The sequence below is a fragment of the Enterobacter cloacae complex sp. OE43NF genome (genome assembly GCF_023544405.1).
GTDB classification, from domain to species: domain Bacteria; phylum Pseudomonadota; class Gammaproteobacteria; order Enterobacterales; family Enterobacteriaceae; genus Enterobacter; species Enterobacter cloacae.
The window spans coordinates 1-13,559 of the sequence record NZ_JAMJFW010000049.1 but is presented as its reverse complement, the minus strand read 5'-3'; the positions used below and the strand labels follow the sequence as shown (position 1 = coordinate 13,559).

10 protein-coding genes and 1 riboswitch are annotated in these 13,559 nt (G+C 56.7%); of the genes, 4 read left to right on the top strand and 6 right to left on the bottom strand.

What is annotated here, in order from left to right; translation table 11 throughout:
• Position 1: 1 nt before the first annotated feature.
• Positions 2–1,243: a multifunctional CCA addition/repair protein gene (locus tag M8370_RS18895; protein ID WP_045902672.1), complete on the bottom strand. Its 1,242-nt coding sequence runs from the start codon at positions 1,241–1,243 to the stop codon at positions 2–4.
• A 61-nt stretch (positions 1,244–1,304) separates the two neighbouring features.
• Positions 1,305–1,925 (bottom strand): TIGR04211 family SH3 domain-containing protein, encoded by a 621-nt coding sequence (locus M8370_RS18890; protein WP_013098761.1) that lies wholly within the window; start codon positions 1,923–1,925, stop codon positions 1,305–1,307.
• Positions 1,926–2,163: 238 nt separating this feature from the next.
• Here M8370_RS18890 and M8370_RS18885 point away from each other — a divergent pair, with 238 nt between their 5' ends.
• Genes M8370_RS18885 through hldE form a run of 3 tightly spaced genes read left to right on the top strand, consistent with a single transcriptional unit; the run spans position 2,164 to position 7,813 of the window.
• Positions 2,164–3,465 carry a CYTH domain-containing protein gene (locus tag M8370_RS18885; RefSeq protein WP_250021585.1) on the top strand — a complete coding sequence of 434 codons (1,302 nt, stop codon included), beginning with the start codon at positions 2,164–2,166 and terminating at the stop codon, positions 3,463–3,465.
• Positions 3,466–3,483: 18 nt separating this feature from the next.
• Complete coding sequence (gene glnE / locus M8370_RS18880; RefSeq protein ID WP_250021591.1) at positions 3,484–6,342, top strand: bifunctional [glutamate--ammonia ligase]-adenylyl-L-tyrosine phosphorylase/[glutamate--ammonia-ligase] adenylyltransferase; 2,859 nt, start codon at positions 3,484–3,486, stop codon at positions 6,340–6,342.
• 40 nt (positions 6,343–6,382) lie between these two features.
• Entirely contained in the window at positions 6,383–7,813 is a 1,431-nt protein-coding gene (gene hldE / locus M8370_RS18875; RefSeq protein ID WP_250021584.1) for a bifunctional D-glycero-beta-D-manno-heptose-7-phosphate kinase/D-glycero-beta-D-manno-heptose 1-phosphate adenylyltransferase HldE, read from the top strand.
• 74 nt (positions 7,814–7,887) lie between these two features.
• On the opposite strand, the gene ubiK is transcribed toward hldE, so the two are convergent.
• A complete protein-coding gene (ubiK, locus tag M8370_RS18870) occupies positions 7,888–8,184 on the bottom strand; it encodes a ubiquinone biosynthesis accessory factor UbiK (protein ID WP_013098757.1) in 297 nt (98 codons plus the stop codon).
• Between the two features lie 121 nt (positions 8,185–8,305).
• Positions 8,306–8,456: riboswitch (FMN riboswitch) on the top strand.
• Between the two features lie 106 nt (positions 8,457–8,562).
• Between ubiK and ribB the strand changes: the two genes are divergently transcribed.
• Positions 8,563–9,216 carry a 3,4-dihydroxy-2-butanone-4-phosphate synthase gene (ribB, locus tag M8370_RS18865; RefSeq protein WP_008502964.1) on the top strand — a complete coding sequence of 218 codons (654 nt, stop codon included), beginning with the start codon at positions 8,563–8,565 and terminating at the stop codon, positions 9,214–9,216.
• A 45-nt stretch (positions 9,217–9,261) separates the two neighbouring features.
• On the opposite strand, the gene M8370_RS18860 is transcribed toward ribB, so the two are convergent.
• The 3 genes from M8370_RS18860 to M8370_RS18850 are packed head-to-tail and all read right to left on the bottom strand — an operon-like array spanning position 9,262 to position 13,504.
• Positions 9,262–10,320 (bottom strand): fimbrial protein, encoded by a 1,059-nt coding sequence (locus M8370_RS18860; protein WP_061771890.1) that lies wholly within the window; start codon positions 10,318–10,320, stop codon positions 9,262–9,264.
• A complete protein-coding gene (locus M8370_RS18855; protein ID WP_250021583.1) occupies positions 10,304–11,059 on the bottom strand; it encodes a fimbrial biogenesis chaperone in 756 nt (251 codons plus the stop codon). Before M8370_RS18855 ends, M8370_RS18860 begins: the two co-directional genes overlap by 17 nt.
• A 9-nt stretch (positions 11,060–11,068) precedes the next feature.
• On the bottom strand, positions 11,069–13,504 hold the full coding sequence (locus M8370_RS18850; RefSeq protein ID WP_250021590.1) for a fimbria/pilus outer membrane usher protein: 2,436 nt from the start codon (positions 13,502–13,504) through the stop codon (positions 11,069–11,071).
• Positions 13,505–13,559: the final 55 nt, after the last annotated feature.

Sequence of the window (13,559 nt, the reverse complement as noted above, 5' to 3'; positions counted from 1 at the left end):
CTCAGTCTTTTGGCTGAGGGCAATGCTTTTCCTTCCACTCTGATACCGCCTGAATCCGCCGTTTCGTCAGCTCTTCGCGAATTTCCGGGCCTTTAAATCCTGCTTCGACGACCTCTTTGGTTGGCACGGCTTTGGCCACCTCCCACGCGGCGCGCAGCAAGCGCCCCTGCGGATAGTCGCACGCTTCGAACCCGGTGCGCCCGCGCACGTCAGCCTCGCTGGTGAGCGCGATCTGCTCGACGCGCTGGGGTTTACGCCAGGCATCGATGTTATCGAAAAGCTTAACGATGGTGGCCGGTTTCAGGATCGGGAAGGTGTGGATAAGGTCGTGGAACTCGGCCACCAGTTTCGCCAGATCGCGGATCTCGTTCGGCACCCGCAGGCGCTGGCACAGCCCCTCGACCAGCTTCACTCCAGCCGGGCCGTGCCCGTGGTGACGAGGCCAGAATTCTTTTGGCGTTAAGCCTTTACCGAGATCGTGGCACAGCGTCGAGAAGCGCACGTCCACCTCCGGGCTGAGCATGGCCGCCATACTGAGCGTCATCAGGGTGTGCACGCCAGTGTCGATTTCCGGGTGCCATTTCGCCGGGGCAGGCACACCAAACAACGCGTCTATCTCCGGGAACAGCACCTTCAGGGCGCCGCAGTCGCGCAGCACCTGGAAAAAGACCTGTGGGTTGCGGGTGGTGAGGGCGTTCTCCGTCTCTTTCCAGACGCGCTCTGGCGTCAGGTGTTCAAGCTCACCCGCCTTGGTCATGGCGGTCATCAGTGCCATCGTCTCATCGGCAATACGGAAACTGAGATGGGCGTAACGTGCGGCAAAGCGCGCCACGCGCAGCACCCGGAGCGGATCTTCCGAAAACGCCGGGGAGACGTGACGTAAAAGACGGTTGCGCAGATCGTCCTGGCCGCCATAAGCATCAACGATCTGGCCGTTCTCGTCCTGCGCCAGCGCGTTGATGGTGAGATCGCGACGCAGGAGATCCTGCTCCAGCGTGACGTCGGGCGCGGCATAGCAAGTGAAGCCAGTATAGCCGGAACCGGATTTACGCTCCGTACGCGCCAGGGCGTACTCTTCCCGGCTTTGCGGATGGAGGAACACGGGAAAATCGCGGCCTACCTGCTGGTAGCCCGCGTTAAGCATCTCTTCGGGGGTGGCGCCTACCACCACCCAGTCTTTATCTTTGACCGGCAGACCTAACAACGCATCACGTACCGCACCACCGACCAGATAACTCTTCACGCCCTACACTCCCGTTTTCTCTTTTGGCAAGATAATACGTAAGTCTGGCAGAGAAGACGAATTAGTTCATCCAGCGGTCTTTACGTTTACGGCTTGGGATCAGGTGTGGCAGAACAAGACCCAGCACCAGGCCGACGCCCAGCACGCCACCGCCATACATAAACCACTGCATGATGATGGTGCGCTGTTTGTCATCGAGCTGCAGATTAGCGGCATTCACCTTCTTCTGCGCCACAATCAGCTCATTTTTCAGTTTCTGGTTCTCTTCTTTCAGACCGTTAATCACGCTGTCGCTCTGCGCGACTTTCTGCTGCATTTCAGCGGTGCGCTGGTTCCAGGTACCGTCAATGTTGTTCAGCTTGTCGGTGAGGGTTTTCACCTGGTTTTCCAGATCTGGCACGCGGGTGCGCAGGCTTGGCACGGTGCTCAGCTCTTTCAGGGGGATCCAGGAGGTACGGCCGGAACTGTCGCGAACCTGACCATAATTGGTCTCGGTGTTGGTCTGTAACAGGGTGACTTCCTCGCCGGCATTTACCGTACCCACGAGGCGATAATTATCTCCGGGGCCGCTACGTACCCAGGTGTTCAGTTCGTCAGAAACGTAACGCTTTTCTTCAGCGTGGACCGCAGTCGCGGCGCTAAAAGCGAGTAAAGTAAGTCCAATCAGGCGTAATTTAAGCATATCAGTCGTTATTTTCATAAATAGTGGAACGATAGTAGTGGCATCAGTGTCTCTACGCAAAGGATTCGTCATCAATCAGAATCATCTGTGTCCCGATCGCCGCCGCTGCAAACTTTTTACGCCCGTCAAATTGCTCATTGCGTGGCAATTTGGCGCAAAATACTATGTACTGACAAACAAATGGCGAGGAAGTTCGCCTTCATCGACGCGTCTGTGACGCACGCAAAAGTACAAGGCTATGGCACAAGAGATCGAATTAAAGTTTATCGTCGAAAAAGACAGCGTTGACGCGCTCCGCCAGCATCTGCAAACGCTGTCCGGCGAACACCATGAACCCGTACAGCTGCTCAATATCTATTACGAAACGCCGGACAACTGGCTGCGTCGTCATGATATGGGCTTGCGCATCCGCGGCGCGAACGGGCGCTACGAGATGACGATGAAAATCGCCGGTCGCGTTGTGGGCGGTTTGCATCAGCGCCCCGAATACAATATCGACATCAATCAGCCAGAACTTGAGCTGGAACGTTTTCCGGCAGAAGTGTGGCCAAACGGCGAACTGCCATCCACCCTGGCAGCTGAGGTGCAGCCGCTGTTCAGCACTGATTTCTGGCGCGAGAAATGGCTGGTAACGGAAGGCAAAAGCCGCATTGAAATCGCCCTTGATTTGGGCGAGGTGAAAGCGGGGGAATACCAGGAGCCAATTTGCGAACTGGAGCTTGAACTGCTGGAAGGCGAGACGAACGATGTGCTGAAGCTGGCGCGTAAGCTAGTGAGTCAGTCAGGCTTACGTCAGGGCAGCCTCAGCAAAGCCGCCCGCGGCTATCATCTGGCCGCCGGCAATGCGCCACGGGCGCTGAAAGAGACCCCTGTGTTACGCGTAGCCCCAAAAACCAGCGTTGAGCAGGGCATGGAGGCGGCTCTGGAGCTGGCGCTTTCGCAGTGGCAGTACCACGAAGAGCTCTGGGTGCGTAATGTGAAAAACGCAAAAGCCCACGTCCTGGCTGCTATCGGTCTGGTTCGTCATACCCTGATGCTGTTTGGCGGCATCGTGCCTCGCAAAGCAAGTGCTCACTTACGCGATCTGCTGACGCAAACTGAAACGCTGATGCTCTCTGATGTGTCTGCGCAAACGGCGATCTACAGCCCGCAAACCGCGGCCGCCAAACTGGCGCTGACCGAGTTTCTGGTGACGCGCGGCTGGCGCACTTTCCTGGACGCGAAAGCCCAGACCAAAATCGCAGAAAACTTCAAACGTTTCGCGGATATCCACCTCTCCCGCCATGCCGCAGAGCTGAAAACCACCTTTGCTTATCCGCTGGGTGACCAGTACGGCGACCAGCTGATCCGTCTGACGCGCAACATCGACTGCATGCTACTGCTGTCGGGCGCCTATGATGACGTCAAAACGCAGGCATGGCTGGAAAACTGGCAGGGGCTGAAACATGCCATCGAAACCCGTCAGCATATTGAGATTGAGCATTTCCGCAACGAGGCCATTTCGCAGGAGCCATTCTGGCTGCACAGCGGAAAACGTTAACTCTGGCAAGGAACCCCTATAATGCCGCTTTCTTCGCAGTTACAGCAGCAGTGGCAGACCGTTTGCGAACGTCTGCCTGAGTCATTACCGGCGTCATCGTTAAGCGAGCAGGCAAAATGCGTGCTCACGTTCAGTGATTTTGTGCAGGAAAGTATTACTGCTAACCCGGACTGGCTGGTGGAGCTTGAAAACGCCCCGCCGCAGGCTGACGAGTGGCGGCATTATGCAGGCTGGCTGCAAAGCGCGCTGGCTGAGGTGGCGGATGAAGCCACGCTGATGCGCGTTTTGCGCCAGTTTCGCCGCCGGGTGATGGTGCGCATTGCCTGGGCGCAGGCGCTTGAGCTGGTCTGCGAAGAGAGCACGCTCCAGCAGTTGAGCGAGCTGGCGCAGACGCTGATTGTCGCTGCGCGAGACTGGCTTTACGCCGCCTGCTGTAAAGAGTGGGGTACGCCGTGCAGCGAGGAAGGGGTTCCTCAGCCGCTGTTGATTCTGGGGATGGGCAAGCTGGGTGGCTGCGAGCTGAACTTCTCCTCCGATATCGACCTGATTTTTGCCTGGCCGGAGAACGGCTCCACGCGCGGAGGCCGTCGTGAACTGGACAATGCCCAGTTCTTCACCCGTCTTGGCCAGCGTCTGATCAAGGCGCTGGATCAGCCGACGCAGGACGGTTTTGTCTATCGCGTGGATATGCGTCTGCGTCCGTTTGGCGACAGCGGCCCGCTGGTGCTGAGCTTTGCGGCGCTGGAAGATTACTACCAGGAGCAGGGGCGCGACTGGGAGCGTTACGCGATGGTCAAAGCGCGGATCATGGGTGACAGCGACGACGCTTACGCCAACGAGCTACGCGCCATGCTGCGCCCGTTTGTGTTCCGTCGCTATATCGACTTCAGCGTGATCCAGTCCCTGCGTAACATGAAAGGGATGATCGCCCGTGAGGTACGCCGTCGTGGGCTGAAAGATAACATTAAGCTCGGCGCGGGTGGCATTCGTGAAATCGAGTTTATTGTCCAGGTCTTCCAGCTTATCCGCGGTGGTCGCGAGCCGTCGCTGCAATCCCGCTCGTTGCTCCCGACGCTGTCGGCGATTGAGCAACTCCATCTCCTGCCAGAGGGGGACGCGCAAACCCTGCGTGAGGCATACCTGTTCCTGCGTCGTCTGGAAAACCTGCTGCAAAGCATCAATGACGAGCAAACCCAGACCCTGCCGGGGGATGACCTGAACCGGGCGCGTCTGGCCTGGGGCATGCGCGTGGACGACTGGGCCGCATTGACCGAACGGCTGGAGGCGCATATGGCAGGCGTGCGCCGTATCTTTAACGAGCTGATTGGCGATGATGAAAGCGAATCGCAGGACGATACGCTCTCTGAACACTGGCGTGAATTGTGGCAGGATGCCCTGCAGGAAGATGACACCACGCCCGTGCTGGCGCACCTGAGCGACGACGATCGCCATCGGGTGGTGGCGCTGATCGCCGATTTCCGCCTTGAACTCAACAAGCGCGCCATAGGTCCGCGCGGTCGCCAGGTGCTGGATCACCTGATGCCGCACCTGCTGAGCGATGTCTGTTCCCGTGCCGACGCCCCGGTGCCGCTTTCCCGCATGATGCCGCTGCTGAGCGGCATTATTACGCGTACCACCTATCTTGAACTGCTGAGCGAATTCCCGGGGGCGCTGAAGCATCTGATTACGCTCTGCGCGGCGTCACCGATGGTGGCCAACAAGCTGGCGCGTTACCCGCTGCTGCTGGATGAACTGCTCGATCCTAATACCCTCTATCAGCCGACGGCGACCGATGCCTACCGCGATGAGCTGCGCCAGTATCTGTTGCGCGTGCCGGAAGAAGATGAAGAGCAGCAGTTGGAAGCGCTACGCCAGTTCAAACAGGCCCAGATGCTGCGCGTCGCGGCGGCTGATATTGCCGAAACGCTGCCGGTGATGAAAGTGAGCGATCACTTAACCTGGCTGGCGGAAGCGATCATCGATGCGGTGGTGCACCAGGCGTGGATCCAGATGGTGGCGCGTTACGGCCAGCCGAAGCATCTTGGTGAACGAGAAGGCCGCGGTTTTGCCGTGGTGGGCTACGGCAAGCTCGGCGGGTGGGAGCTGGGATACAGCTCCGATCTGGATTTAATCTTCCTGCACGACTGCCCGGCAGACGTGATGACCGACGGCGAGCGTGAAATTGACGGGCGCCAGTTCTATCTGCGTCTGGCCCAGCGCATTATGCACCTGTTCAGCACCCGCACGTCATCGGGGATTCTGTACGAAGTGGATGCCCGTCTGCGCCCGTCCGGCGCGGCTGGTATGCTGGTGACCTCAACGGAATCCTTCGCCGATTATCAGAAAAACGAAGCCTGGACGTGGGAGCATCAGGCGCTGGTGCGCGCCCGCGTGGTGTATGGCGATCCGCAGTTAAAAACGCAGTTTGATGCCATTCGTAAAGCGGTGATGACCACCCCGCGTGAAGGCAGTAAGTTGCAGACCGAAGTGCGCGAAATGCGTGAAAAAATGCGTGCGCATTTGGGCAATAAACACCGCGATCGGTTTGATATTAAAGCCGATGAGGGTGGCATTACCGACATTGAGTTTATCACCCAGTATCTGGTGCTCCTGCACGCGCATGACAAGCCGAAGCTGACCCGCTGGTCGGATAATGTGCGCATTCTGGAGCTGCTTGCGCAAAACGACATCATGGATGAGCAGGAGGCGCAGGCTTTAACCCGCGCCTACACCACGCTGCGCGATGAGTTGCACCACCTCGCCTTGCAGGAACAGCCGGGCCATGTGGCGCTCGACTGCTTTACCCGTGAACGCGACCAGGTGAAAGCGAGCTGGCAGAAGTGGCTGGTGGAACCGTGCGTAACAAAACAAGTGTGATATCATCGCGCGCAAATTGTGAATCTTTCTGGAGTCAGGAATGAAAGTAACACTGCCAGAGTTTGAACGTGCTGGAGTTATGGTTGTCGGCGATGTAATGCTTGATCGCTACTGGTATGGGCCGACCAGCCGTATCTCCCCGGAAGCACCGGTACCGGTCGTTAAGGTCGATACCATTGAAGAGCGTCCTGGCGGCGCGGCAAACGTGGCGATGAACATTGCTTCTCTGGGCGCGCATTCGCGTCTGGTGGGCCTCACCGGTATCGACGATGCGGCGCGTGCGCTGAGCAAGTCGCTGGCGGACGTGAACGTGAAGTGCGATTTCGTTTCTGTTCCGACGCACCCGACCATTACCAAGCTGCGCGTGTTGTCGCGTAACCAGCAGCTGATCCGCCTCGACTTTGAAGAAGGGTTTGAGGGGGTGGATCCTGAGCCGCTGCACGAGCGCATTAATCAGGCGCTGGGCAATATCGGCGCGCTGGTATTGTCTGATTACGCCAAAGGGGCACTGGCAAGCGTACAGCAGATGATCCAGCTGGCGCGTAAAGCCAATGTGCCGGTACTGATCGATCCGAAAGGCACTGACTTTGAGCGCTATCGCGGCGCAACGCTGCTGACGCCTAATCTCTCTGAGTTTGAAGCGGTGGCGGGCAAGTGCAAGTCGGAGGCGGAGATCGTCGAGCGCGGTATGAAGATCATCGCTGACTTCGAGCTGTCTGCACTGCTGGTGACCCGCTCCGAGCAGGGGATGACGCTGCTGCAGCCGGGCAAGGCGCCGCTGCATATGCCAACCCAGGCGCAGGAAGTCTATGACGTGACCGGTGCCGGTGATACGGTGATTGGCGTACTGGCGGCAACGCTGGCGGCGGGTAACTCCCTCGAAGAAGCGTGCTACTTCGCGAACGCTGCGGCGGGCGTGGTTGTCGGTAAACTTGGGACCTCTACCGTTTCGCCAATCGAACTGGAAAACGCCGTGCGCGGCCGCGCCGATACCGGTTTTGGCGTCATGACGGAAGAAGAGCTGAAAGTGGCCGTTGCCGCCGCGCGTAAACGCGGTGAGAAAGTGGTGATGACCAACGGCGTATTCGACATTCTGCACGCGGGCCATGTCTCTTATCTGGCGAATGCACGCAAGCTGGGCAATCGTCTGATTGTGGCGGTGAACAGCGATGCCTCGACCAAACGTCTGAAGGGCGAAACGCGTCCGGTGAATCCGCTGGAGCAGCGTATGATTGTGCTCGGCGCGCTGGAAGCGGTGGACTGGGTTGTGCCGTTTGAAGAAGACACGCCTCAGCGCCTGATTGCAGGCATTCTGCCTGACCTGCTGGTGAAAGGCGGCGATTACAAACCGGAGCAAATCGCGGGCAGCGAAGAGGTCTGGGCCAACGGCGGTGAAGTGATGGTGCTCAACTTTGAGGACGGGTGTTCAACCACCAACATCATCAAAAAGATCCAGAAAGACAGTCAGTAAAAAACGGGCCAGTTGGCCCGTTATTTCACCCTCTCCCCGTGGGAGAGGGCTGGGGTGAGGGCATCAGGCCGCACTTAGGCCTGGTCATCCACCGGCGGTATCGCTGGTGCCGGCTTCACTTCTTCCGGGGTATTGCGGTTTTCCAGCTCGGTAAGACGCTGTTCCAGCAGCGCCAGCTTTTCACGGGTGCGCAGCAGAACCTGTGTCTGCACGTCAAACTCTTCGCGGCTCACTAAATCAAGGCGAACCAACTGCGCCTGCAGCGTCTGGCGGATTTTCTTCTCAACGTCATCACCAAATTCACGAATACCTTTTGGCATGGACTCATGAACCTGACGCGCAATTTGCTCAATTTTCTTCGGGTCAATCATAGTGGCTTCCCTTGATAAGACGGTGTTGATGAACATTGTAGCGCGTCATGCTCCAGGATAAAGCAGATTTGTTTGAAGCTTATGCATTGCCCAGGTTAATCAATAGCGTTATAGTTATCTCGCTTATTCTCAGGGCGGGGCGAAATTCCCCACCGGCGGTAAATCAGCGTCATGCTGAAAGCCCGCGAGCGCTTTGGGTGAACTCTCAAAGGTCAGCAGATCCGGTGTAATTCCGGGGCCGACGGTTAAAGTCCGGATGGGAGAGAGTAACGATCCAGTCGGGCATGGGCCCGCTCACGTTATCTTTTTGCCGCTTATACGGCGCTCCTAAGACTGCCCTGATTCTGGTAACCATAATGTTAATGAGGTTTTTTTACCATGAATCAGACGCTACTTTCCTCTTTTGGCACTTCAACTCAACGTGTTGAACATGCACTGGATGCCCTGCGCGAAGGCCGCGGCGTGATGGTGCTTGACGATGAAAACCGTGAAAACGAAGGCGACATGATTTTCGCCGCCGAAAACATGACCGTTGAGCAGATGGCACTGACCATCCGTCACGGCAGCGGCATCGTATGCCTGTGTATTACCGAAGACCGCCGTAAGCAGCTCGAGCTGCCGATGATGGTCGAAAACAACACCAGCGCCTTTGGTACCGGCTTTACCGTGACCATCGAAGCCGCGCATGGTGTGACTACCGGTGTCTCCGCGGCTGACCGTCTGACTACTGTCCGTGCAGCAATTGCCGATGACGCCAAGCCATCCGACCTGCACCGTCCTGGCCACGTCTTCCCGCTGCGTGCGCAGGCGGGCGGTGTGCTGACCCGTGGTGGCCACACTGAAGCGACCATCGATCTGGTGACGCTGGCAGGCTTCAAACCTGCGGGCGTACTGTGTGAACTGACCAACGATGACGGCACCATGGCGCGCGCACCAGAGTGCATTACCTTTGCACGCCTGCACAACATGCCGGTCGTGACAATTGAAGATCTGATCGAGTACCGTCAGGCGCACGAGCGCAAAGCCAGCTGAACGGTGCACGAATGAAAAAGCCGGGGAAACCCGGCTTTTTTGTCTCTAGTGGTAGTTAATTTTAAACAGCACGACCGTTTCAAAAGGGCCAGAATAGATACCCTTTCCCTCTGCACGTGAAAGCTCAGCGGTGTACGTGGTCTCGAAATGCAGCACCGAACCGGTAAAATCAGCGTACTCGTCATACTGATTGAAGGTGTAGGGCTGTGTGCCGTTAAGAATGCGCAGCTTCAGGCCATTACCAATCAGCAACGCCGTATCACTGGCCGTCAGCTCGCTATCGGTATAGAACGACGAGTCGATCTTAAATCCGTCTGAACACTGCGCATCCTGTACTTTACTGGTTTTAACCGAGAACGTTCGCGTACGCGTGCCCTGATTGACGATGTCACGTGCGCTGAAGGTGCCAAAGTCGATCTCCTGATTTTCAGGGTAAATACTGAACGTCGCTCCGCAGTCCAGTACCCTGATGTTTTCCAGCCCGTTAATGTGGTATTTGAGGTTTTTGGCATCAGGAAGCGCATTTACGCCGCCTTTGCCGTCAAACTGCACGACGATGTAATCACCAAGCGTGCTGACGTAGCCCTGAGGCGGTATCGCTTTGAGCTTAACATACAGCCTGAAGCGTGCCGCAAAGGTTCGTGAGGTATGTACATCCCACGCATTCCCCGAACAGATGTATTTCTCCCAGCCCATTGCTTTTAACTGTTCGGCCGTGTATTTGCTCAGGCTGTTGTTGTCCAGACACTGACGGGTATCCACGCCGTAGGTTTGCCCGATGGCATCGTAATCTGCACCCTCGTAGGTTACACCGAGCTCGTAGTAAGGATCCGACACCGACGGATAAGGGTTCACCCAGGCGAAGACGTCTTCGTTCTCATGATTTGACGCGGTATTTCTGTCGCAATACACGGGGATTTTGATATCGCTGGATTCCCAAATCTTTTGCCCAACCCTGGCTGTGCTGGGGATTGAGAATTCTGACACCGTTTTGGTTTGCTCCACCGGGCCATTTTGTGTGCCAAGGTAGCAGTTCAGCGCCAGCGCCTGCTTAAGGGGGCACATCACCAGCATTAAAAGGAAAAGCTTAGCGAGATGTCGCATTTTGCCCTGCCTTGCGCGGCGTTAGCGTGCATGGTGTTGACCCGGTACAGGTTAAATTGACCTTGCGTAGCGCACCATAATCATCAATATAACCTATGCTGTAGCCCGTTCCTTCTGTTTCACTCAGCGTCAGCGTACTGGTCGCAAACGGGCTAATCATCAGACTGTCGAAGCCTGGCATCATGGTTTTTCCGTTATTGCTCAGCCATGCCAGCGTAATGAAATAGGGCGTTGGGTTTTTCAGGCGCATGGTTTTGCCCGACAGCGTCACCGACAGCTGCATCTCCGTCTCTTCACCTGCTTTTTTACGAATGCTTTCCGGCCGCCAGAACAACTTTATGCGGCTCTGCATAGCCACCTGCATGACGCTGCGCTCCTCTTTCAGGCTCCCGCTTTTGGGCGGCACTTCACGCAGATTGAAATAAAACAGCGTTTCCCGATCCTCCGGCAGCTGTTGCGTCGCGGCCTGTTTCACGATCCGCACCTGTGACGAGGCGCCGGGTTCAATGCGCTGAATAGGCGGCAGGACCATAAAATGGGTGTCCTCTTTGCGCCCGTCCCGATCCTCCACCCAGGCGAGGGCAAGGTAGGGAAGCGATTTGCTCTGGTTTTCAATGGTCAGGCTGCTGGCTTTATCGCTTTCGGCAAAGACGATGCGCGTCCTGTCCAGGTTAATTGCCGCCTGCGAGACGCTGGAGCCACAAAACAGGAGTGCTGCTAAATAAACGTATGATTTCATAGTGATAAGTTACTGGCAGGGCAGCATCAGCTGCGTGGTGTTGTCGAGAGAGGCTGGCAGGGAGAAATGACACTGCTGATCGTCTCCCCAGGTGACGATAAAGTGCTGTTCAGCTTTTACCGCCCCCAGCCAGATATGTCCGTCCTGGGCGATAATGCCCACCTCTTTGCCTGAATCCTGCTCGCGCACCTGGGCGCCGAGAGGCGGCGTGCCGCTGGCGGTACGCACGATCCCGGCAACATCCTGACCCTGACGGGAGGCAATCAGCCGATAACCGATTGCACCCTCGGTCCAGGTGGAGCGAATGACGTGGTTATCGACATCGACACCCTCTGGCAGGTTATTCAGATTGACCTGTACGCTGGCGGGCATATAGCTCGAAAAGGCGGGCAGGACGCCAATACCAAACATGTTGGTGGCATCGCGGGACATATTCAGCGGTATATTGCCGATTCCTTCCGTGCTGACCATCACGCGCGGTTCGTTGCCGTAGCTCCGGCGATGAAGCGACGCCCCGTGGGCGGTTGCGGTAAACGAGCCGTTCCAGCTCGCGCTGACGGAACGGTAGTCATGGGCCTTGTAGCTTCCGGACAGGTTCAGATCTCCCGTCCCGGCATAGTGCTGATAATTCGCGCTGACTTGCGCCCCGGCATCAGTTTTTTTGCTCTCGGTACCAGCGGATATCCCCCAGGTATTGTTACTGTCTGAAGAGTCATACCAGGAGAGCGTTTGACGCGTCGTGTCGCTGTTTCTCAGATCGTAATTGAGGCGATGATCCGGATCGAGGGGAATGCTTAAAGAGAAGTAAACCTGCGTGTCATCGCCTTGATCCTGATAATGTGTTTTGCTCCATGAGGCCGTCACGCCAAGATTTTTCCAGCGACCAAGGTCGAAGTTGTATCCTGCCGTGAGTGTGCCGGTGGTGGAGGGGGCTCTGTCCCACCAGGTCTGGCGCAGCATACCAAGGTAAAGGTTTAGCGACAGGGCGGGGATGTACTGGCTGGCAGTGATGCTTAGCGTCTGTTTTTCCGTTTCCGCGTTATCCCGGTCTTTTTCAAGAAAGCGGGCATAGCTGAGAAAGCGGCTGTCGGAGTAGCGGTAGCTGGCAAGCGTGAGCTGACTCCCGGTGGTGTCGAAACGCTTGCTGTAGTTGATGCGGTAACTGTATCCCGTCTGCTTTGCTTCCCCCTCGTGCTGGCTGCTGGCCTGGGTGACATCAAATGACAGCGCGCCCAGCATATCCATGTTCTGCCCGATACCTGCCGCCAGCGCGCAGTAATCATTACCGCTGTTCAGGATCCCACCGTACAGGGAGGTCCGGGACAGGACGCCCCAGGAGAATTCGCTGCTTAAAAAGGCCTCGCTTTCGACCTGATGCGAGCTGTCCTGACGGGGTTTACCGCCCGCCAGCTTATAGCGAACCTGGCCTTTTCGCGTCAGGAAAGGCACAGAGGCAGCAGAAACCTGAAAGGTGCTGGTATGACCGTCTTCTTCGGCGACGGTGACGTCCAACGTTCCCTGTACGGACTGGTTGATATCCTGGATGACGAAAGGGCCCGGTGGGACTTTGGTTTGATAGATAATTCTGTCCGCCTGGCTGACGGTCACGGTGGCATTCGTCTGAGCAATACCAGAAATTTGTGGCGCGTAGCCGCGCAGAGACCAGGGAAGCATACGCTCGTCGCTGATCAGTGAGGCTCCGGTGTAGGAAAATCCGTCGAAAATATCCGACTGAAAATCTGACTCACCCAGCGTGAACTTTGAGCCGAATGCAGGCAGAGGGCGAAAAAGGTAGGCGCGAGAAAGGCGCCCGTCGCTCTGCGACCTCCCTTCCGTACGGTTAAGGGCGTACTGATAATCTCCCCGCAGTCGCCAGGCGCCCAGGTTGGCGCCAGCGGTCCCGTAGGTATTGACGTTATCGCTGCTTGACCCCTCATCGGGCTGATAGCGGCTGGCAAACAGATTGTAATCCAGCAGCACGCCTGAGACACCGTTGTCCCAGGTCGCGGGCGGCATCCAGTTGGTGGAACGGTACTGTAGCCAGGCCTGAGGTAGGGTGACTTCCAGCGTTTGCGTCGCCTGAATAAACTCGAAACGAACCTGCGGCAGCGGGGAAAAGTCGACACAGCCCGCGTTAACCGTCAGCATGCTGCGGTATTTATCGTCCAGACCAAAAGTGTCCGCCAGATCGGACGGAATGCAGACTTCCGTTGTATCGTCTTTTTTATACCAGGCTAACTGCCAGCTGTTAGCGAGTGGTGTATTATTAATTGCAACGTTAAGGAAATAATGACCCGGCGCAACGTGGTTCTTATCTTTGAACTGGGATAAATCAACATTGCCGCGCTGATCTTTATCGATAGCGTTAATATTAAATTCAACGGCGGCCAGTGGAAGAGGCGTAAGAAAGCCAGCAATGATGATCGAAAATGCACTGTATTTCATCATTCAGCTCTCAAATAAAATTACGGCAATGGCTGGCAAATATATTGCCAGCCGA